This is a genomic window from Pseudomonas sp. RL_15y_Pfl2_60, from assembly GCF_963970595.1.
Classification (GTDB): domain Bacteria; phylum Pseudomonadota; class Gammaproteobacteria; order Pseudomonadales; family Pseudomonadaceae; genus Aquipseudomonas.
Genome location: NZ_CAXAOE010000001.1, coordinates 227,926 through 249,436, shown reverse-complemented (window position 1 = coordinate 249,436; position 21,511 = coordinate 227,926). Strand labels below are relative to the sequence as shown.

22 protein-coding genes are annotated in these 21,511 nt (G+C 56.4%); 20 read left to right on the top strand and 2 right to left on the bottom strand.

The genetic code is table 11. The annotated features are described in order from the left end of the window. Positions 1–105 precede the first annotated feature (105 nt). The 7 genes from acs to argR all read left to right on the top strand — a co-directional run bounded on the left by acs (position 106) and on the right by argR (position 7,923). Positions 106–2,067 (top strand): acetate--CoA ligase, encoded by a 1,962-nt coding sequence (gene acs, locus AACY26_RS01255; RefSeq protein ID WP_339510220.1) that lies wholly within the window; start codon positions 106–108, stop codon positions 2,065–2,067. Between the two features lie 552 nt (positions 2,068–2,619). Next, positions 2,620–3,399, top strand: coding sequence for an ABC transporter substrate-binding protein (locus AACY26_RS01250; RefSeq protein ID WP_339510218.1), 780 nt, complete (start codon positions 2,620–2,622; stop codon positions 3,397–3,399). Between the two features lie 151 nt (positions 3,400–3,550). Further along, positions 3,551–4,240 carry an ABC transporter permease gene (locus AACY26_RS01245; protein ID WP_339510216.1) on the top strand — a complete coding sequence of 230 codons (690 nt, stop codon included), beginning with the start codon at positions 3,551–3,553 and terminating at the stop codon, positions 4,238–4,240. Between the two features lie 16 nt (positions 4,241–4,256). Further along, positions 4,257–4,955: an ABC transporter permease gene (locus AACY26_RS01240; RefSeq protein ID WP_339510214.1), complete on the top strand. Its 699-nt coding sequence runs from the start codon at positions 4,257–4,259 to the stop codon at positions 4,953–4,955. Between the two features lie 10 nt (positions 4,956–4,965). Next, the gene (locus AACY26_RS01235) at positions 4,966–6,078 is read left to right on the top strand and encodes a succinylglutamate desuccinylase/aspartoacylase family protein (protein WP_339510212.1); all 1,113 of its coding nucleotides are present in this window, start codon (positions 4,966–4,968) and stop codon (positions 6,076–6,078) included. Positions 6,079–6,104: 26 nt separating this feature from the next. Beyond that, positions 6,105–6,869, top strand: coding sequence for an ABC transporter ATP-binding protein (locus AACY26_RS01230; RefSeq protein WP_339510210.1), 765 nt, complete (start codon positions 6,105–6,107; stop codon positions 6,867–6,869). Between the two features lie 70 nt (positions 6,870–6,939). Next, positions 6,940–7,923, top strand: coding sequence for a transcriptional regulator ArgR (argR, locus tag AACY26_RS01225; protein WP_339510208.1), 984 nt, complete (start codon positions 6,940–6,942; stop codon positions 7,921–7,923). A 60-nt stretch (positions 7,924–7,983) separates the two neighbouring features. Here the strand turns inward: argR and AACY26_RS01220 are convergent, their stop codons facing one another. Further along, entirely contained in the window at positions 7,984–8,523 is a 540-nt protein-coding gene (locus AACY26_RS01220; RefSeq protein WP_339510206.1) for a DUF1523 family protein, read from the bottom strand. 489 nt (positions 8,524–9,012) lie between these two features. Between AACY26_RS01220 and AACY26_RS01215 the strand changes: the two genes are divergently transcribed. The 13 genes from AACY26_RS01215 (at position 9,013) to AACY26_RS01155 (ending at position 20,538) form a co-directional block, all read left to right on the top strand. Beyond that, on the top strand, positions 9,013–10,011 hold the full coding sequence (locus AACY26_RS01215) for an ATP-grasp domain-containing protein (RefSeq protein ID WP_339510204.1): 999 nt from the start codon (positions 9,013–9,015) through the stop codon (positions 10,009–10,011). Positions 10,012–10,111: 100 nt separating this feature from the next. After that, complete coding sequence (locus tag AACY26_RS01210) at positions 10,112–11,251, top strand: trypsin-like peptidase domain-containing protein (protein WP_339510202.1); 1,140 nt, start codon at positions 10,112–10,114, stop codon at positions 11,249–11,251. Between the two features lie 64 nt (positions 11,252–11,315). After that, complete coding sequence (locus AACY26_RS01205; protein ID WP_339510200.1) at positions 11,316–12,434, top strand: phosphoribosyltransferase domain-containing protein; 1,119 nt, start codon at positions 11,316–11,318, stop codon at positions 12,432–12,434. Then, the gene (locus AACY26_RS01200) at positions 12,424–13,176 is read left to right on the top strand and encodes an HAD family hydrolase (RefSeq protein WP_339510198.1); all 753 of its coding nucleotides are present in this window, start codon (positions 12,424–12,426) and stop codon (positions 13,174–13,176) included. The genes AACY26_RS01205 and AACY26_RS01200 overlap by 11 nt, the downstream gene beginning before the upstream one ends. Continuing rightward, positions 13,173–14,267: a cysteine protease StiP family protein gene (locus AACY26_RS01195; protein WP_339510196.1), complete on the top strand. Its 1,095-nt coding sequence runs from the start codon at positions 13,173–13,175 to the stop codon at positions 14,265–14,267. Before AACY26_RS01200 ends, AACY26_RS01195 begins: the two co-directional genes overlap by 4 nt. Continuing rightward, the gene (locus AACY26_RS01190) at positions 14,267–15,217 is read left to right on the top strand and encodes an HpcH/HpaI aldolase/citrate lyase family protein (protein ID WP_339510194.1); all 951 of its coding nucleotides are present in this window, start codon (positions 14,267–14,269) and stop codon (positions 15,215–15,217) included. The genes AACY26_RS01195 and AACY26_RS01190 overlap by 1 nt, the downstream gene beginning before the upstream one ends. Next, the gene (locus AACY26_RS01185) at positions 15,217–15,951 is read left to right on the top strand and encodes an HAD family hydrolase (protein ID WP_010485238.1); all 735 of its coding nucleotides are present in this window, start codon (positions 15,217–15,219) and stop codon (positions 15,949–15,951) included. The genes AACY26_RS01190 and AACY26_RS01185 overlap by 1 nt, the downstream gene beginning before the upstream one ends. 2 nt (positions 15,952–15,953) lie before the next feature. After that, positions 15,954–16,538 (top strand): TerD family protein, encoded by a 585-nt coding sequence (locus tag AACY26_RS01180; protein ID WP_339510192.1) that lies wholly within the window; start codon positions 15,954–15,956, stop codon positions 16,536–16,538. Further along, entirely contained in the window at positions 16,538–17,719 is a 1,182-nt protein-coding gene (locus AACY26_RS01175) for a TerD family protein (RefSeq protein WP_339510190.1), read from the top strand. The genes AACY26_RS01180 and AACY26_RS01175 overlap by 1 nt, the downstream gene beginning before the upstream one ends. Before the next feature lie 46 nt (positions 17,720–17,765). Beyond that, positions 17,766–18,215 (top strand): tellurite resistance TerB family protein, encoded by a 450-nt coding sequence (locus tag AACY26_RS01170; protein ID WP_010485243.1) that lies wholly within the window; start codon positions 17,766–17,768, stop codon positions 18,213–18,215. A 45-nt stretch (positions 18,216–18,260) separates the two neighbouring features. Next, positions 18,261–19,259, top strand: coding sequence for a TerC/Alx family metal homeostasis membrane protein (locus AACY26_RS01165; RefSeq protein WP_089360809.1), 999 nt, complete (start codon positions 18,261–18,263; stop codon positions 19,257–19,259). A gap of 36 nt (positions 19,260–19,295) precedes the next feature. After that, a complete protein-coding gene (locus tag AACY26_RS01160) occupies positions 19,296–19,871 on the top strand; it encodes a TerD family protein (protein ID WP_010485246.1) in 576 nt (191 codons plus the stop codon). Between the two features lie 88 nt (positions 19,872–19,959). After that, entirely contained in the window at positions 19,960–20,538 is a 579-nt protein-coding gene (locus AACY26_RS01155; protein WP_339510187.1) for a TerD family protein, read from the top strand. A gap of 102 nt (positions 20,539–20,640) precedes the next feature. Here the strand turns inward: AACY26_RS01155 and AACY26_RS01150 are convergent, their stop codons facing one another. Continuing rightward, positions 20,641–21,480, bottom strand: coding sequence for an ion transporter (locus AACY26_RS01150; protein WP_339510185.1), 840 nt, complete (start codon positions 21,478–21,480; stop codon positions 20,641–20,643). Positions 21,481–21,511: the final 31 nt, after the last annotated feature.

Here is a 21,511-nt window from a genome sequence, read left to right as displayed (position 1 = left end):
TGGTTGCCTGGCGCTAAGACCATGGTCGAATGGCCTGCAATGGGGCTGCTGGTCACACAATGGGGTATAAGAATAACCAATCCTATTGTGTCGCAGGAGTTGTTGATGAGTGCTGTGAACCTGTATCCCGTGAGCCCAGAGGCAGCGGCTAAGTCGCTTACCGATGAGGCAACCTACAAGGCCATGTACCAGCAGTCCGTGGTTAACCCGGATGGTTTCTGGCGTGAGCAAGCGCAACGTCTTGACTGGATCAAGCCGTTCACCAAGGTCAAGCAAACTTCATTCGACGATCATCATGTCGATATCAAGTGGTTTGCCGACGGCACCCTTAACGTGTCCCATAACTGCCTTGATCGCCACCTTGAAGAACGTGGCGACCAGGTGGCAATTATCTGGGAAGGGGATGACCCTTCAGAGCACCGCAAAATCACCTACCGCGAACTGCATGAGGACGTCTGCAAGTTCGCCAACGCATTACGCGGCCAGGACATCCATCGCGGCGATGTAGTGACCATCTACATGCCAATGATCCCCGAGGCGGTCGTGGCCATGCTGGCCTGTACCCGCATCGGTGCAATCCACTCGGTGGTGTTCGGTGGCTTCTCGCCCGAAGCGCTGGCAGGGCGGATTATCGACTGCAACTCCAAAGTGGTGATCACTGCCGATGAAGGGCTGCGCGGCGGTAAGCGCATTGCGCTCAAGGCCAACGTCGACGACGCCTTGACCAACCCCGAAACCTCCAGCGTGACGAAAATCATCGTCTGCAAGCGCACCGGCGGCGATATCAAGTGGAACCAGCATCGCGACGTCTGGTACGAAGACCTGATGAAGGTTGCGGGCAGCTACTGCGCACCCAAAGAGATGGGCGCCGAGGAAGCCTTGTTCATCCTCTACACCTCGGGTTCAACCGGCAAGCCAAAAGGCGTGCAGCACACCACAGGTGGTTATCTGCTCTACGCGGCGCTGACTCATGAGCGTGTGTTCGACTACAAGCCGGGTGATATCTATTGGTGTACTGCCGACGTCGGTTGGGTGACCGGGCACAGCTATATCGTCTACGGCCCGCTGGCCAACGGCGCGACCACCTTGCTGTTTGAAGGTGTGCCGAACTATCCGGATATTACCCGGGTGTCGAAGATCATCGACAAGCACAAGGTCAATATCCTGTATACGGCGCCAACCGCAATCCGCGCGATGATGGCTGAAGGCGAAGCTGCCATTAAGGATGCCGATGGCTCCAGCTTGCGCTTGCTTGGCTCGGTGGGTGAGCCGATCAACCCGGAAGCCTGGAACTGGTACTACAAGACCATCGGTAAAGAGAAATGCCCGATTGTCGATACCTGGTGGCAAACCGAGACGGGTGGCATTCTGATCAGCCCGTTACCGGGTGCAACGGCGCTCAAGCCTGGTTCTGCGACTCGTCCGTTCTTCGGCGTCCAGCCAGCCCTGGTTGATAACCTGGGCAATCTGCTGGAAGGCGCCGTTGAAGGCAATCTGGTGATCATCGATTCATGGCCAGGCCAGGCGCGCACGCTGTATGGCGACCATGACCGTTTTGTCGATACCTACTTCAAGACTTTCCGTGGCATGTACTTTACCGGTGACGGTGCTCGCCGCGACGAAGATGGTTACTTCTGGATTACCGGGCGTGTCGATGACGTACTTAACGTCTCTGGTCACCGCATGGGCACCGCCGAGATCGAAAGCGCCATGGTTGCCCACCCGAAAGTGGCCGAGGCGGCTGTTGTCGGTGTGCCGCACGACATCAAGGGGCAGGGGATCTACGTCTATGTCACCCTGACTGGCGGTGTGGAAAGCTCTGAGCAGCTGCGCCAGGAGTTGAAAAACTGGGTGCGCAAAGAGATAGGTCCAATCGCCTCGCCTGATGTCATTCAGTGGGCGCCAGGGCTGCCGAAGACACGTTCGGGCAAGATCATGCGCCGCATCCTGCGCAAGATCGCCACCGCTGAGTACGATGGCTTGGGCGATATCTCGACCCTGGCTGATCCAAGCGTGGTGCAGCACCTCATTGATACGCACAAGGCCATGCAGAGCGCTTGTGCCTAGCGAGTCATCTGCAGTAAACGAAACGCCCGGCTCTTATGAGTCGGGCGTTTTTTTTGGCATCGCCAATTCGCTCGACAGTCGGCGCGGATTGCCAGATGCAGTCTAATGGCCCTATGACCAGTCACCAATCGCTAGAGTGTCGGTAACAGTGCTGCATTCAAATGGGGCGCAGAGAAACACATTACGCTTATAAAGTGCTGAAAATAGTTAGGTTTTGAAATAAAATTAGCGGATTGGCCCAGTGAATCAAGGGGGTCAAAAGAAGTGGCGTCAATATTGCTTTGAATATTGGTTAGACTTCAATTCTTCTCTGGCATTTTTTGCTTGAGATGTCAATCGCCAGGCTGGGTGCCTCAGGTGCATTTGTAATTACTTGTCGCATTGAAGAAATATACAGTTTCAGCCTCTCGTTAGAATGCCGCTCACTCAGCCGAAGCCGTACATTGCCTGCGCCCAGCGTAGTCTTGATGGCGAGTTAACTATAATTCATGCATAGCTGAATGCATTTACTCACTGCCATCCGTTGCCATTCCCTTTCGAAGGAGTCACAAGATGAAGAAGATTGCACTTCTCGGCGCATTGGCGCTATCCGTTCTGTCGCCGCTGGCCATGGCTGATGATGCAAAACCGCTACGTATTGGCATTGAAGCCGCTTACCCACCCTTTGCTTTCAAGACTCCAGACGGCAACATCACCGGTTTCGACTACGACATCGGCAATGCCTTGTGTGAACAGATGCAGGTTAAATGCACCTGGATCGAACAAGAGTTCGACGGCCTGATCCCGGCCCTGAAAGTCCGCAAGTTCGACGCGGTCCTGTCTTCGATGACCATCACCGAAGACCGTTTGAAGTCGGTGGATTTCTCCAAGAAGTACTACCACACCCCAGCCAAGCTCGCCATGAAGGCCGGTACCGAGATCAAGGATCCGCTGGTTGACCTCAAGGGCAAGAAAGTCGGCGTGCAACGTGCTTCCATCTACGATCGCTATGCCACCGATGTACTGGCGCCTGCCGGTGTCGAAGTGGTGCGCTACAGCTCGCAGAACGAGATTTTTCTTGATCTGACTGCAGGTCGGGTCGATGCAACCCTGGCCGATGCTGTCAACATCGACGATGGCTTCCTCAAGACTGACGCCGGTAAAGGTTTCGCGCTGGTAGGTCCGGATTTTAACGAGAAGAAGTACTTCGGCGAAGGCGCTGGTATTGCCGTGCGCAAGGGCGATACTGAGCTTGCTGACAAAATCAGCGCTGCGATTCAGGACATTCGCGCTAACGGTAAGTACAAGGAAGTTCAGGACAAGTACTTCGACTTCAACGTCTACGGTGATTAATCGCCTCAACTGAAAGTGGCGCACACGGATCCAGTGCACATCTCAATCCGTTGGTGAACGTACACCGTGCAGTACTCTGGATTGCACGGTATGCGCCACTTTTCTATGCACTCTTCGGCGCCACCCGGTGCCTGCATGAGGAAACTAGAGCATGCTGAATGGCTATGGTTCGACCATTCTTGACGGTGCTTGGCTAACCGTAATTCTGGCCCTGACCTCAATGGCGGTGGCCACTTTTCTTGGCTTGTTGGGCGCGGCTTTTCGTCTGTCGCCCATCAAGTGGTTGGCCATTCTGGGTGAAACCTACGCCACGGTGGTTCGCGGTATTCCTGACCTGGTACTGATCCTGCTGATTTTTTACGGCGGCCAGGACATGGTCAACCGTGTCGCACCGATGCTTGGTTATGACGACTATATCGACATCAACCCCTTTGTGGCGGGTGTCTTCACCATGGGCTTTATCTTCGGCGCGTACCTGTCGGAAACCTTTCGTGGCGCTTTTATGGCGATCCCTAAAGGACAGGCGGAGGCAGGCGCTGCATATGGGATGAGCAACCTCAAGGTGTTCTTCCGCATTCTTGTGCCGCAGATGATCCGCTTTGCCATTCCCGGTTTCACCAACAACTGGTTGGTATTGACCAAAGCCACGGCGTTGATTTCGGTCGTAGGCTTGCAAGACATGATGTTCAAGGCCAAGAGCGCAGCAGATGCCACGCGTGAGCCCTTTACCTTTTATCTCGCCGTCGCCGCGCTTTATCTGGTGCTGACCAGCGTTTCACTGCTGGCTCTGCGTTATCTCGAAAAACGTTACTCGGTCGGCACTAAAGCCGCTGATCTGTGAGTAGGGGAGCGCACGCATGATTTTCGATTACAACGTTATCTGGGACAGCCTGCCGCTGTATTTTGGCGGCGTATTGGTGACGTTAAAGTTACTGCTGATCTCCCTCTTTATTGGCCTGCTGCTGGCAATTCCACTGGCCTTGATGCGCGTGTCCAAGTCGGTGTTTATCAACTTCCCGGCATGGCTTTACACCTATGTGATTCGCGGCACGCCGATGCTGGTGCAGCTGTTTTTGATCTACTACGGCCTGGCCCAGTTCGAGCTAGTGCGTGAAAGCGCGCTGTGGCCGTATTTCTCCAATGCATCCTTCTGTGCCTGCATGGCCTTTGCGATCAACACCAGCGCCTATACCGCAGAAATTCTCGCCGGCAGCCTCAAGGCCACGCCCAACGGCGAGATCGAGGCGGCCAAGGCCATGGGCATGTCGCGGGTCAAGCTCTATCGCCGTATCTTGCTGCCATCGGCTATTCGTCGGGCGCTGCCGCAATACAGCAATGAAGTGATCATGATGCTGCACACCACGAGCCTGGCCTCGATCGTAACCCTGATCGACATTACCGGCGCAGCGCGCACGGTCAGTTCTCAGTATTACTTGCCGTTTGAAGCATTTATTACCGCAGGCGTTTTCTACCTGTGCCTGACTTTTATCCTGGTGCGCCTGTTCAAGCTTGCCGAGCGCCGTTGGTTGGCGTATCTGGCGCCACGCAAGCATTGAGGAGAGGTTGATGCAACGTATTGATCATCTATTGCCTTGGAGTACACCCGGTACCGAGCGCCGCCTGTCGGTGTTCAGCTTTGGTAGCGGCGAGCGCAAGGTCTATATCCAGGCTTCCCTGCATGCCGATGAGCTGCCGGGTATGCGTGTTGCGGTAGAGCTAAAGCGCCGCTTGCTTGAGCTTGAGCAGCAAGGCCAGCTCAATGCCGTGATCGAACTGGTGCCCGTGGCCAATCCGATTGGCCTTGGGCAGATGGTGCAAGGTCAGCATCAGGGTCGCTATGAACTGTGCAGCGGGCATAACTTCAATCGTGATTTTGTCGACCTTGCCGAAGCCATTGCTCCGCAGCTAGAAGGACAACTGGGTGCCGATCTGGCAGCCAATACGCAATTGATTCGTGTTGCCATGGTGGATGCGCTCAAGGCCCTTGCTCCAGCGCAGTCCCAGCTCGAAGCCATGCAGCGACTGCTGCTGCAGCACGCCTGTGGTGCCGACGTGGTGCTCGACCTGCATTGTGACTTTGAAGCGGCTGTGCATCTGTATGCAATTCCCCAGCACTGGCCGCAGTTACGCTCGCTGGCGGCTCGCCTGCAAGCGGGCACCGTACTGCTGGCTGAAGATTCAGGTGGGTCATCCTTTGACGAGGCTTGCTCTGGCCCATGGCTACGCCTGGCCCAGCGTTTTCCGCAGGCTGCAATTGAGCCCGTGTGCGTGGCTTCGACTGTTGAGTTGGGTGGCATGGAGCGCACCGGACGCGAGCAGGCCAGTGCGGATGCTGAGTCGATCCTGGCGTTTCTGGCAGAGCAGGGCTTGATCAATGGCGATTGGCCTGCTGCACCGGAAGACTGCTGCGATGCTGTGCCGTTTGCCGGCACTGAAATGCTTTATCCGCCGCATGCGGGTGTGGTGAGTTTCCTGCAGCCTGCTGGTGCTTATGTTGAGGCCGGAACGCCGGTATTTGAAGTGATCGATCCGCTCGACGATCAGCACAGCGTGGTTTGTGCGGGTACATCAGGTGTGATTTTTGCGATTGAGCGCATGCGCTTTGCCCAGCCGGGGCGCTGGCTGGCGAAGGTGGCCGGTCATCAATCTATACGTCAGGGCCGCTTACTCAGCGACTGATTTCACTGCATTCGAGAGTCGACACCATGTACAAACTTGAAGTCCAGGACTTGCACAAGCGTTACGGTAGCCACGAAGTGCTCAAGGGTGTTTCGCTGGCAGCCAAAGCCGGTGATGTGATCAGTATTATTGGTTCCAGTGGTTCAGGTAAAAGCACCTTCCTGCGTTGCATCAACATGCTTGAACAGCCCCATGGCGGCAAGATTCTGCTCAATAATGAAGAGCTCAAGCTGGTCACCAGTAAAGATGGTGCGCTCAAGGCAGCCGATCCCAAGCAACTGCAGCGCATGCGTTCACGCCTGGCCATGGTGTTTCAGCACTTCAACCTGTGGTCACACATGAGCGCCTTGGAGAACGTCATCGAGGCGCCGGTCCATGTGCTGGGTGTGTCGAAGAAAGAGGCGCTTGAGAAAGCTGAGTATTACTTGAACAAAGTAGGGGTTGCGCATCGAAAAGAGGCGTACCCCGCACATATGTCCGGCGGTGAACAGCAACGTGTGGCTATTGCCCGGGCGCTGGCGATGGAGCCAGAAGTCATGCTGTTTGACGAACCCACTTCAGCGCTGGACCCAGAGTTGGTCGGTGAAGTGCTCAAAGTTATGCAGGACCTCGCCCAAGAGGGGCGTACCATGGTGGTTGTTACGCACGAAATGGGCTTTGCCCGTGAAGTGTCGAACCAGTTGGTGTTTTTGCATAAAGGTGTTGTTGAAGAACGCGGTTGTCCACGTGAAGTGCTGGCGAATCCTCAATCTGATCGCCTCAAGCAGTTTCTCTCCGGTAGCCTAAAATAAGCACCTTAATCGAGTGGGGTCACTGGCGAGTTTTGCTCAGTGGTCGCATAACAGAGCTAAACTGCCCCGAATGAATGCCCACCGAATTGGCTTCCTGATCTGGCCCTCCACCAAGCCGTTAACCCTGGCGATGGCTGAAGAGGCGCTGCGCGTTGCGCAGCGTGTCCACCCGGAAGTGGTCTACGAATTGACCTTCCTGCAAGCCGAGCCCCAGGCAGCGGCCGATGGTTGGACGCTGCCAAGCGAGCCTTGGCCGGGCAAGCTGGAAGGCCTGCAGCGTCTGTTCCTGCTCGCTGACGAGCCGCCAGCAAACATTGCGCTGGGGTTGTCGAGCGCGATCAAGCAATTGGTGCGCAGCGGATGCGTGATAGGCGCCATTTCAGCCGGGGTTTATCCCTTGGCGCAAATAGGGCTGCTCGACGGTTATCGCGCCTCGGTGCATTGGCGCTGGCAGGATGATTTCGCTGAGCGCTTCCCCAAGGTGATCGCCACCAGCCATTTGTTCGACTGGGACCGCGACCGCTTGACGGCCTGTGGTGGCATGGCGGTGATGGACCTGATGCTGGCATTACTGGCGCGCGATCATGGCGCCGAGCTGGCCGGTGCAGTCAGTGAAGAATTGGTGGTCGAACGTATTCGTGAGGGCGGTGAGCGCCAGCGCATTCCGCTGCAAAATCGCTTGGGTTCGAGTCATCCGAAGCTGACTCAAGCGGTGTTGCTGATGGAAGCCAATATCGAGGAACCGCTGACCACGGATGAAATCGCGCAGCATGTTTGCGTGTCGCGCCGCCAGTTGGAGCGTATCTTCAAGCAATACCTGAACCGCGTGCCGAGTCAGTATTACCTTGAGTTGCGCCTCAACAAGGCGCGCCAACTGTTGATGCAAACCAGCAAGTCGATTATCCAGATTGGCTTGTCCTGTGGCTTCTCGTCCGGCCCGCATTTCTCCAGCGCTTACCGCAATTTCTTTGGCGCGACCCCGCGTGAAGATCGCAACCAGCGCCGCAGTAACAGCCCTTTCGAGCTGACTTCGACGCCGATTGAGCGCGGCTGACGTGGCAGGCGATATCCTCTGGAATTGAGCACCTGCTGACGTCTTGCCGACTCGGCTTGCTTAACTTACCACCACTTGGTCACGTCGCTTGTTGCGCCGCTTTAGGCTAACGACGATAAACAGCACCACGAGCCCAAGCACGCTGAAGAAAATGGTGTTGAACCAAGGGAAGGGCTGCGCCCGGCTGTTGGTCGCTTCGATGTGGGTGATATTGGGGAAGACCGAGAGTATCTGTATCCGCCAGCCGTAATAGCGAATAAGCGCCAGTTGCTGGGCGTCACGAGAATAACCCTGGGCTTTGGCTTGCTCATCGGCGGAGTCGAACTTGAAGTACCAGGGGAAGCTCCAGCCAGTATCTTCATTGCGATAGACCACGACCTTCTTGCTGTCCGGGTCTTCGGTGTTGATAAAGTAAACGTCACGGGTCGGGCCGTCAGCCGGGTTCTCGGCATTGATGACCCCGTCATCGTCGACGCGTTTGACTTCCACGCCTGTGACCAGGACGACTTCGTGCCGGGGCAGGATGTAAAACAGACCCAGCGCACTGGCGCCAACCGCCAGAATAACCACGCCCAGTACCAGTCCTTTTAACCACTTCATGTACAGACTCCGTTAGTAATTAATCGAATATTGCCTGATTTTCTCGGCCAAGGTCAGAGGTTCCGCTGGGAATAAGCGTCCAATATGGGTTATAGACATTGGATGAAACAACTTTACTCCGCTGTCATTGAGTGGAGGGGTGCGGGGCGGCGCGTCAATTAGACTCATTGGCAGCTGCAAGGCGTCTGTTGCAAGGTGATGTTGCCTGCAGGATTCGTTGATTTATTAGTTGTAACAGTCAATTGATACAAAGTTTTGCTGGTCGTTTTAGTCAACAGGCAAGCTGATATTATTGAGCGCGCACACTAACCAAACGGACACCTATGCACGAGCACTGGCTCACCAAGCACACTTCACTGGATTGAAGACCCTTCTAACGGATTCAGCCGCTAAATCATGCAGGCAATTCCTTCTTCCCCCTTGGAGATTAGCAGTCACTGCCTTAAGCAGGCGAGTTACTGTGAACGTGCACATTAATAGGAGCTCCAGATGATTTGGTTACTCGAAGGGCAGTCCAGTCAGCGCGACATCATTGCAGGTGTACGCGAGGCATTGCCCGAAGGTGTGAAGATTTTTGCCTCCCATCGTCAGTCACGACCCGAAATCACCGGGCTCGCTGACGTTGCGCTGATAGAACCTACGGATAACCAAGAACGTATCGAGTGGATCCTTGAGACCGCTCGGGCGAACGCTGTTCGCGTCATAGTCGCCGGGCGCGAAGGCCATCTGCTTGAGCTGGCCCGGGCGCGTTTCGAAGCCGCTGACCTGACGCTTGTGACCGGCGGGCTGTCGATTGATGCGCTCAACATGGTCGATGACAAAAGCCTGTTCACGGCGCAAGCCGAACGTGCGGGCTTGGATTGTGTGCCTGCCATCACCGTAACGGATAGCCGGCAACTGAGCGATGCTTATGCAAGGCTTGCGGCGCAGGGCGAGGTTTGCATCAAGCCGGTTGTGGGGATATACGGCGAGGGTTTCTGGCGCTTCAAGCAAGACGCCGATCCATTTCGCTGCTTTGCCAAGACAGGCATGCGCGAAGTGAATTTCGACATGTACCTGCAAGCTTACGCTGGCGCTGAAAACCGCCCGCCAATGCTGGTCATGCCCTATATGGCCGGAAGCGAGTGCTCGGTCGATATCGTGTGCGAGGCAGGGCAACCTGTTGCATTCGTCGGCCGGCGCAAGTCAGGCCTGTACCAGACTTTCGAGCGCGAAGGTGCGGCAGTCGAGTTGGCACTCAAGGCTGTGCAGCATTTTGCCTGTGACGGGATAGTCAATGTGCAGACCCGGGATGATGCAAACCACAAACCCCATTTGCTGGAAATCAATCCACGTTATTCCGGAGGGATTGGCTATACCCGGGCCACTGGCGTCAATTTGCCTGGCATCTTTGCGACTCGCCGCCTGGGCTTGGTGGAGCCTGAAACGGTTTGGCGAGCAGATGTGAGAGTCAAGGCGCTCACCATTGCCGTGCCTGTGGCAGCTTGATAATAAATGACGATCAGACGCTCAGCCTTGCCTTGCAGTACTGCGCTTGTCTGCGTGATTATCGGGCACAGAGCATGAATGCTCAGGGAGAGCCTAGACAATGATGTTGCTAACCCCCGGCGCCAACGCCCCAATATCGGCTAGCCGCAGTGAGTGGACGCTGGAATGCGCTGACGCCAGTGCTTTTGGCGAGTATGCGGCCGTTGCACTATTGCCGGTTGACGAGAAGCGTCAGCCGAAAGGCCCGGCTGCGCTATTCCAGACCGAGCGCGAATGGATGGAGTGGAGTGGCGGACCGGAAAAGGTCGGCTGCGCGCTCAATCTGGCAGCGTTGCCAGCTGGCGCTGATCGAGTGCTTCTGGTCGTCTACAGCTATGCCGCAGCCGGGCCGGTCAGCGCGCTCAAAACCCTGCACTTGCAAATCGATGGACAGATCGAGTGCAGGCTTGATCTTGGCGAGAACGGCGAGTCTGCGATCATTATTGGCGAATACTACATTCGCAATGAACAATGGAAATTTCGCGCCCTGGCTGAAGGTTCGGCCTACGGTTTGGCGGCAATGGGGCGACGGCTTGGGCTTGATGTTGATGATGCCCATCCCAAGGGGCGCACCATGCCCTCGGATTCTGGTCGAGCAGCAGGCAGTGCAACCGGCACCGGCTTTGCGGTTTCAGCCAACCATATATTGACCTGTGCCCACGTTATCGAGGGGATGCAGGAGATTCACATCGCCTCTTTCGAGGGGCGTTATCGGGCCGAGCCCGTGGTGGTCGATCGCAGCAATGATTTTGCCCTGCTCAGGGTTCTTGAGTGTCCGGGACTGAAACCGGTGGTATTCAAGGATGGCGCTGGTTGTGACCTTGGTGCCCCGGTGGTTGCCCTTGGCTTTCCGCTCGCTGGCCTGGCTGGCGGTGGCGTGCATGTTACCCAGGGCGGTGTCTCGGCATTGTTTGGGCTACACAACGACTCAAGCCTTCTGCAGTTTACCGCGCCTATTCAGCCGGGCTCGAGTGGTAGCCCGTTATTTGACTCAAGCGGCGCAGTGGTCGCGATGGTGACTTCAACCTGCCCGGACACGCAAAACATGAACTTTGCGGTCAAGGGCGCCTTGGTACTTTCTTTCCTTGAGGCTTGTCGTATCGATGCAGACAAAACGCCAAACGCAAGAGCCCTGAATACAGCTGAGTTGGCGCGTGAAGCCCAGCCTGCTTTATGGCGAATCGAGGCGCGAAACCTGTAATTGCACAAAGCCCACGGAACCGGCGCTGGGTAATCTGCCCAACGTCAATCTAGGAACATTGTTAATGGCTGGTAACACCGCAACACATATGCTTAGTGCGCAACTGATGCGCGGCCTGCTCGAAGTCAAGGTCGAGGGCTGCGTCGGTGCGCCTGATGAATTGTTCGGCTTTGCCGAGCGGCACAATCCCAAGCGTGCATTTTTGTTCGTTTCAAAGGTATTAGGGCGTCATATTCCAGTTCGTCCTGCAGTGATGAATGCAAGTTTTGAACATTTGGCGGCCAAGATCCCGGCTGACTTACCCGGCCCGGTTGTGGTGATCGGCATGGCCGAGACCGCTGTTGGCCTTGGTGCGGGTGTGCATCGTGCGTACAGCCGCACCCGGCCGGACACGCTTTATATGGTCAGCACCCGTCATCCGACCGGCACCGAACTCTTCACTCGATTCGAAGAAGAGCACAGCCACGCCAGTGCGCACTTGATCCATATGCCGGTCGAGCCTGAAGCGCTGTTGAACGCCCGTTCGCTGGTGCTTGTCGACGACGAAGCCTCCACAGGCAAGACATTCATCAACCTGCATCGCGCACTGGTCGATGCGGGTATGACCCAACTTGAGCGTGTTGTCACATGCGTACTCACCGATTGGTCGGGCAATGCCGTTCGTGACAGCATTGGGCCGTCGGCACAGCAAGTATCCTTGCTCCAAGGCTCCTATCAGTTCAACGAAGATGTTGAGGCGCCACTGCCGCAGATGCCCGCAGTGGGAACCGTCGCAGCAGGCAACTGGCCGCTGTCCTCAGGTAACAATTGGGGGCGCTTGGGCGTGCGTGAAGTACAAGACAGCTTGGCGCCTGGCTTGCAGGTCGAGCCAGGTGAGCGCGTGCTGGTGGTTGGCACCAGTGAGTTTGTCTGGCGGCCATTCCTGTTGGCCGAGCGCTTGGAGCGGGCGGGCGCTGATGTTCACTTCAGCTCAACAAGTCGTTCGCCCATCGCCCTTGGTCATGCCATCGGCCATGCGCTGTCGTTTTCCGATAACTACGGCCTTGGGATTCCCAACTTCCTCTACAACGTCAGTCCAGGCCAGTTCGATCGCGTGCTGATTTGCTCGGAAACACCGGCGCAAGCCGTCTCGGCACAACTGCTGGAAGCCCTTGGCGCCGAGGTGATTGTCGATGAGCAGTAATCGTCCGCTGGTCTTGATCGACCTTGATGACACCTTGTTCCAAACTGCGCGCAAGATGGTCGAAGGAACGCCTCGGCATACGGCCACGCTCGACATCCAGGGCCAGCCAAATGGCTACATGAGCCCCGTGCAGAAGTCTTTTGTCGAGTGGTTGCTCGCCAGTGCCGATGTGGTGCCTGTGACTGCGCGCAGTGTTGAAGCCTACAGCCGCGTACAACTGCCTTTCAGCCAAGGCGCAATCTGTGCCCATGGCGGCATCATGCTCGATGCCACCGGGTCGCTTGACCTTAATTGGCAGGCGCACATGACCGAGGTTCTGGCCGATTACCAAGAGCGCCTGCCGAACCTGAGCCAAGCGACGCTTGAGATCGGCAAGGCGCTGGGCATTTCGTTACGTGGCTGGGTGGTTGCAGAGCACGGTCTGCAGCATTACGTGGTCACCAAGCACAATGAATCCAGTGATGAAGTGCTGAATACGGTCCTGGCTGAAGTCCAGGCGCGCGGCTTGCTCGATGGCATGCATATCCACGCCAACAGCAATAACCTGGCGTTTCTACCTGTGGGCCTGTCCAAGCGCGTAGCCGTCGAGGAATGGTTGCGCCGTGACCGCCAAATCAATGGTGAGCGGCCGGTATTGGGCTTTGGTGACAGCATTACCGACCTCGGGTTTATGGACGCCTGCCATATGTGGGCAACCCCGGCTCGCAGCCAACTCGCCAAGCTTGTGGAGCGCTGCCTATGACGCTGTCTCTTGTTGAGCTGGACACCGTCGGCAGCGGTAGCTATGCAACTGATGACGTGCACTTCTTGCTGCAAGCGGTGCAGATCGAAGTGACCGATGTCGAGGAAAAGGAACGCCTGATCCAAACCAGGCAAAAGCATTATTCCGAGATGATCAGCCAAGAGCACGCGCCGACGCCGGTACACAAGGCGTTATACCAACGGGCACTGCAACAGAGCGGCGAGCGCATGGCTGCGGATGTGCAATCCTTGGCCTTGGCATTGAACCAAGCCTGTACTGGGCCGTCGATAATATTGGTGTCCTTCGTGCGTGCGGGGCTGCCATTGGGGGTGTTGTTGCGTCGCGCCTTGATCGAACTGGGCCGCGATTGCCATCACTATGGAATCAGTATTGTTCGCGACCGCGGCATAGACAATCTAGCGCTTGAGGCCATTATTCAGGCCCATGGCGCCGAGAACATCGTGTTTGTCGATGGATGGACAGGTAAAGGCGCTATATCGGCTGAAATTAGGCGTAGTCTCAAGGACGACCCACGTTTTGCGGCCGAGCCGCGCCTGGTGGTGCTTGCAGACCCTTGTGGCCGTGCCTGGCTATCGGCTTCGGCAGAGGACTGGATCATTCCGTCGGGGATCCTGGGCGCCACCGTTTCGGGTTTGGTGTCGCGCTCCATCTGGCCCGCTAATGGTGGGCTGCATGGATGCGTTGTGTACGATCATTTGACCGAGCACGACGTGACACGCGAGTTCATCGAGCACATCGAAACCCAGCGCCGAGCACTGGCTCCGGTCGCCCCGGCAACACCCTGGAGCGACGATCAACGAACAGCGCTGCAGGCGGCAGCCCGGTCCGTCGTCGAGTCCTTGGCTGAACGGTTTGACATCAGCAACCTGAACCGGGTCAAACCAGGGATTGCCGAAGCGACTCGCGCAGTGCTGCGACGGGTGCCCGACCATGTGTTGGTGCGTGACCGCAATGACAGCGATGTTCAGTTGCTCATGCACCTCACCACGTCCGTTGGTGTTACGGTGGAAGAAGTTGGCAGCGCGCTTGGACCCTACAGGGCGGTGACCATCATTCGGAGTCTGAGCTAATGAATAAAGTGTCGCCATACGCCCTCGGGGCCACCCTATACATGCCGGCTACGCGCAGCGACCTGCTGGATATAGTGTTTGGCACCAAGCTGCCCGAACTGCGTTCGCTGGTCGTGTGCCTGGAAGACGCAGTGGCCGAGGTCGATGTGTCCACGGCGCTGCAAAACCTCAAGGTCTTGCTCGACGCTATTGCTGCCCGTGGCGGACGTCCAGCTGGCGCGCCGCTGATGTTCGTGCGCCCGCGCGATTCGGAAATGGCAGCAGTGCTCAATGACTGGCCTTTGATGCGCCATGTCGATGGCTTCGTCGTGCCAAAGCTGACGCTGAGCAACCTGCGGGCATGGGAGCAGGCCGTGACCAATGCGGACCTGTACCTGATGCCGACCCTGGAGACACCTGAGGTGTTCAATCCGAATGCGATGGTCGAGTTAGGCCAGGCGCTCAAGGCCAGCCTCGACCAGCGAGTCATTGCCCTGCGCGTTGGCGGCAATGATTTGATGGGTTGCCTGGGGCTGCGTCGTATGCCGGCTACAACGCTCTACAGCACGCCGATGTCCTACGTGATTGCGATGCTGTCGGGCGTCATGGGCTCGCAGGGCTTTGCCTTGACTGCGCCAGTGTTCGAGCAGTTGGCCAAACCCGATTTGCTCAAGGCGGAACTCGAACTTGATATCGCCCATGGCATGGTCGGTAAGACGGCGATTCATCCAAGCCAAATCAGCATCATCCAGGATTCGCTGCGCGTCAGCCTTGAAGATTTCAACAGCGCAAAGCTGATCGTCAGCGATCTGGCCCCAGCGGTGTTCAAACACAACGATGTGATGTGCGAGCCGGCGACTCACTACAAGTGGGCAGTCAAGATTCTTGAGCGAGCTCGCTGGCTCGGCGTTAAACAAACTGAGATCGGCAGCGGTGAAGCGCCGGTCCTACTGGCTGGAGCGGCTCGATAATGCATGAGATGTTGGGTGCTGATGCGGATGACGAGCGGGTGCTGTCGGTCTTTGACTTCGATGGCACGCTGACACGGCGTGACAGTTTTGTCCCGTTTCTCAGGTTTGCTTTCGGTAGAACTGAGTTTATCCGCCGGATTTTTACCCTGGCGATACCCAGCTTGCGCTTCCTCTTCAGGCATATGAACCGTGATGAACTCAAGGCCCATTTGATCGCCAAGTTTCTGACCGGTGTCGAGGCGCAGTGGGTTGAACACAAGGCAGTGGCATTTTGCGACCGCTATTGGACCCGGCTGATGCGTCCATCGGGCTTGTCGTCGGTCGCCGCCGAGGTCGAGTCAGGTGCCGAGGTTACGCTTTGCTCGGCGTCTCCAGCCTTGGTCCTCGGCCCGTTTGCCAAGCGTCTTGGGATCAAGTTGATCGCCACCGAGCTTGAGGTTGTCGACGGAGTGTTGACGGGCCGTATCAGCGGCAACAACTGCCGCTGCGAAAACAAGGTGATCCGGCTTGAGGCGGTCTACGGGCTCCTCAGCGAGTATCGGCTCAGGGCCTGGGGTGACACCCGTGGTGACCTGGAACTGCTGGCTGCAGCGCAAGACGCGCACTGGCGGCACTTTCACTCCGCCTGGCGTCGTGGACGCAAGCGCAGGGCCAAGAAGCGTAAAGAACAAGCGAGCGTTGTACAGCTCAAGTCCGAAAACCAAGCAAATACTGACGATCAACAAGGAGCGTAACCATGGCACTCACGCTGAGCAAAAACCAAACGATATCCCTGGAAAAAACTGCTGGCACTGGCCTGAGCAAAATCAGCCTGGGCCTTGGTTGGGATGCGGCAAAAAGCGGGTTCTTCGGCAAGTTGCTGGGCAGCGGCGGCGAGATCGACCTCGATGCTTCCTGCATCCTGCTCGACAGCGAGCTGAAGGCCATCGACCTGGTCTGGTTCCGTCAACTCAAGTCCAATGACGGCTCCATCCAGCACTCCGGTGATAACCGTACCGGCGAAGGCGACGGTGATGACGAAACCATCAAGGTCGATTTGCAGCGCCTGCCTGAAGCAGTCAAGTACCTGGTGTTCACAGTCAACAGCTTCACTGGCCAGACTTTCGAGAAAGTTGAAAACGCCTACTGCCGTATCGTCAACGCCAGCAACAACAGCGAACTGGCCCGCTACAACCTGTCCGAGCGTGGCGGTCACACTGGCATCGTAATGGCCAGCCTGTCGCGTGAAAGCTCGGGTTGGGAGTTCAAGGCAATCGGCGTTACCACCAATGGTCGCACGGTCGATGACCTGGTTTCCCTGGCTGTGCAGGCGGTGCGTTAATGGTTGCTCTCGTACCGGGGGGTAATGCGCCAGTTGCGACCGGTCAACTCAGTGTGGATATCAACTACACCCCGATTCCTGGGGCGGACATTGATGTCTCGGCTTTTATCTTGAACGCTGCGGGTAAAGTCCGTGGCGATAGCGATATGTGTTTCTACGGCCAAACCAGTGTGCTGGGCGGTGTCGTGCAGATGACCGAATCATCTGCCGGTCGGGCCGTATTCACTGTTGACCTGAGCAAGCTCGAGCCTGTGGTTGAGAAAGTGGCGTTGACCGCCACTATCTACGAGAACAAAGCCAGTTTTGACCGTGTTTCCCAGCTTTCGCTGAACATCGCGGGCGGTATCGAAGCTCAGCTTGCTACTGCGGGGATGCAGGAAACTGCGCTCATCCTCGGGGAGTTCTACCGACGCCAGGGCGAGTGGAAGTTCCGCTGCGTGGCACAGGGCTTTGCAGGCGGGCTTGAACCATTGGCCAAGCACTTTGGGGTTGAAGTTGCGGCGCCAGCGCCAGCGGCCACCCCAACGCCGCCCCCGGCTCCAGTACCTCCAACGCCGCCTGCGGCTGCAAAGTCATCGGTCAGCCTGAGCAAGGTCACGCTCGACAAGACGCGCACCACTATCAGCCTGGAAAAAACCGCTGCCGGTTTTGGTGAGATCAAGGTCAACCTGAACTGGAATCAGCGGCCGGCCAAGAGCGGTGGTTTCTTTGCCCGCAGCAAGTCCATCGACCTCGATGTCGGCTGCTTGTATGAGCTGCAAAATGGCCAGAAGGGCGTGGTTCAAGCGCTCGGCAAGGCATTCGGAAGCCTGACGCACGAGCCTTATATACAGCTGATGGGCGACGACCGGACTGGCTCGGTGGCCGGTGGCGAGTGGCTGCACATCAATGGGGCTAAGTGGAGCGAGGTGCGGCGCATCCTGTTCTTTGCCTTCATTTATGAAGGTGTTCCCAACTGGAAGGAAACAGACGGCGTGGTGACCATCTACATTCCCGGCCAACCCGACATTGAGGTACGCCTCAACGAGGAGGGTGGTCGTGAAGGGGTATGCGCCATTGCCTTGCTGGAAAACGTAAATGGTGCAGTAAAGGTCACCCGTCAGGTTGATTTCCATCGCGGCCATGCGGTGATGGACAAGGCCTATGGCTGGGGCATGCGCTGGACCGCAGGCTCAAAATAATATTCATGGCGCAGTCATCTGGCTGCGCCTGTCGAGGAGAACTCAAATGCTTGAGTGGCTAAAAACAAATGCGACAGCGGCACGTGACAAGCTGACTACAGAGGTCAGCAAGTTTCGTAATCAAAAATTCATGGATGCGACCACGGCAGGTTGTGCATTGGTCGCGGCAGCCGATGGTGATATTTCCTCGGCGGAAAAATCCAAGATGGTCGGCTTTATTACTAACTCGCCCGAGTTGAAAGTCTTTGACCTCAAGGACGTGATCAACTCCTTCAACGATCACTGTGCCAAGTTCGAGTTCGATCAACAGATCGGTCGGGCTGAAGCGCTGAAGGTCGTTGGCAAGCTTAAAGGTAATGATGGCGCTGCTCGCCTTCTGGTCCGCGTGGTCTCTGCCGTTGGTGCATCGGATGGCAACTTCGATGACGACGAGAAAGCGGTATGTCGCTTGATTTGCCTGGAGCTGGATCTCAATCCAGCTGACTTTGACCTTTAAGGAACTCTAGACGTGGAAACACAAATTGGATTCCCACCGCTGACTATGGCGGTTTTCGTGGGGATCGCTGTTGGTGCGCTTCTCCTCGACATGATTACCCATCGTGGCGACAAGCCAATTTCACTGACCAAGGCATCCGTCTGGTCGGTGTTCTGGGTTGCAATCTCCCTGGCTTTCGCCGGCTTCCTGTATGTCCAGCATGGCCCTGAAGTTGCCAGCCTGTTTGTCACCGGTTATGCCCTAGAAAAAGTCTTGAGCGTGGACAACCTGTTCGTATTCATGGCGATCTTCGCCTGGTTCAAAGTGCCGGATGGCTTGCGCCACCGGATACTTTACTGGGGCATTATCGGCGCCATCGTGTTCCGCGGGATCTTCGTCGCAATCGGCACCGGGCTGCTCGCATTTGGCCCTTGGGTCGAGATTGTATTTGCAGTGATCGTGGCCTGGACCGCCGTAATGATGCTGCGCGCCGGTGGTGACGACGAGGAAGAAGAGGATTACTCCAAGCACATTGCCTATCGCTTCGCCCAGAAGCTGTTTCCGGTATGGCCGAAGCTGTATGGCCATAACTTCTTCGTCTCGCGCAAGCATCTCGAGACAGAAATTCAGAAGCCTGAAAACGCAGGCATGACGCTAGCGGCTAAAGGCGCGATTTTCGCGACGCCACTGTTCCTGTGTCTGGTAGTCGTGGAAGTGTCCGATGTGTTGTTTGCATTCGACTCGGTGCCTGCGGTTATCGCGGTCAGTCGTGAGCCGCTGATCGTCTATTCGGCGATGCTGTTTGCGATCCTGGGTTTGCGCACCATGTACTTTGTACTGGAGGCCCTGAAACGCTACCTGGTCCACCTGGAGAAGGCGGTCATCGTGCTGCTGTTCTTCATCGCCGTTAAGCTCGGCTTGAATGCAACCGACCATATGTTCCATCACGGTTACACCATTGATGCCAACACCAGTCTGATGATCGTCATGATTGTCTTGGTCATAGGCGTCGTCGCGAGCTGGATCTTCCCCGGTAAGGAAGATGTACAGCCCGAAAACAACTGAGCAACAGTATTAACCATCCAGAAAGGAGCTTTACCCATGGCACTGACTCTTCAAAAAGGCGGTAACCTGTCACTCACCAAAACCGATGCGAGCTTGACCAAGCTGCTGATCGGTCTGGGTTGGGATCCACGCGCCACCGACGGCGCTGATTTCGACCTGGATGCCAGCGCCTTCCTATTGGGTGCTGACGGCAAGGTCCGTGGCGACGCCGACTTCATTTTCTACAACCAGCTGAAGAGCCAAGACGGCTCGGTTGAGCACACCGGTGACAACCGCACAGGTGCCGGTGATGGCGACGACGAAGTGTTGAAGGTCGACCTGAGCCGTGTCGCGGCTGATGTCGATAAAATTGCCTTCGTCGTGACCATCCACGATGCCGATTCGCGCAAGCAGAACTTTGGCCAAGTGGGCGGTTCGTTCATTCGCATCGTCAACGAAGTAACCAGTGCTGAAGTCGTGCGTTATGACTTGGCTGAAGATGCATCGACCGAAACCGCAATGGTTTTCGCAGAACTGTATCGCAACAACGGCGAATGGAAATTCCGCGCCGTTGGCCAAGGTTATGCGGGTGGCCTGAAAGCATTGGCCAACTCCTATGGCATGAACTTCTAAACAGTCGATGACTTGCTGGCGCCATTAATAGCGCCAGCGAGTTTTACCATTCAAAAAAGCTCGAATTTATTGAGCAAGGAACTTGCAAATGGCTATTAGTCTGTCCAAAGGCGGAAACGTCTCGCTGTCCAAGGAAGCACCAGGGTTGAGCGAAGTAGTGGTTGGCTTGGGCTGGGACCCACGCGTTACCGATGGCTCGCCATTCGACCTTGATGCTTCGGTTTTTATCGTCGGTGAGAACGGCAAGGTTCTCGAAGACGCAGGTTTCATCTTCTACAACAACAAGAAATCCGCCGATGGCTCGGTTGAGCACATGGGCGACAACCAGTCGGGTGAAGGCGAGGGTGATGATGAACAAGTCACCGTCAAGCTCAACGGCCTGGCTGCTGCTGTCAAGAAGCTGGTTTTCTCGGTGACCATCCATGAAGCGGATCAGCGCAAGCAGAACTTCGGTCAGGTTGCCAATGCTTACATTCGTGTGGTGAACAAAGCTGACGGTAAAGAGTTGGCGCGCTACGACCTGAGCGAAGATGCATCGACCGAAACCGCAATGATCTTCGGTGAAGTCTATCGTGCAGGCGAAGAGTTCAAGTTCAAGGCAATCGGCCAGGGTTTTGCAGGTGGCTTGAAGCCATTGGCTGAGGCCCATGGCGTCAGCATCGCCTAAACGGCACGGTTGAACTGCAACAGTTCGACTATTGCTTGCAGGTTTCACCCGCTGAAACCTGCAAGCTGGATGCTCCGGCACAGTGCCAAGCAGTCCGGTCAATTACCCTGCCTGATCGCCTTCGCGGGGGTACAGCGGGTTGCCGCAGCGATTACAGAAGGCTGCATTGGGTTCGTGTGTATCTTTTTTGCAGCTTGGGCATTCGCGCTCCAGTAATTCGCCGCCGTTCATGGCGCTTGCCAGTTCAGCAGTGAAAATCCCAGTAGGCACGGCAATAATCGAATAACCAGTGATCATCACCAGGGTCGACAGAAACTGCCCAAGCACTGTCTTAGGGACAATATCGCCAAACCCGACGGTGGTAAGGGTGACCACCGCCCAGTAGATGCCTTTGGGAATACTGGTAAAGCCGTGTTCGGGGCCTTCAATCACGTACATCAGGGTGCCGAACACCGTGACCAATATGGCGATGCAGGAGAAGAACACGATGATCTTCTGTTTGCTGCCGCGTAGCGCGGTCATCAAGAAATTGGCCTGGCGCAAATAGGGGCTGAGCTTGAGCACCCTGAATACCCGCATCATGCGGATCACCCGGACGATAAGCAGGTATTGCGCGCTGGGGAAGAACAGCGTCAACAAGCCGGGCAGGATGGCCAGCAGATCGATCAAGCCATAGAAGCTGAAGATATAGCGCAAGGGTTTGGGCGAGCAGTAAATCCGCACCAGGTACTCAACTGCAAACAGCGCGGTGAACATCCACTCCAGGCCAGACATCCAGGCCCGGTATTGGCTGTGTATGGCTTGGATGCTGTCGAGCATTACCACGATAAGGCTGGCGACAATGGTAATCAGCAGAATATTGTCGAAACGTTGTCCGGCCGGGGTGTCGGTAAAGAAAATGATCCGGTAAATCCGGCGGCGCAAACTCAATGTGTTGTCCATATGTTGCTGGCGTGCTCCCTTGTTGGCGATA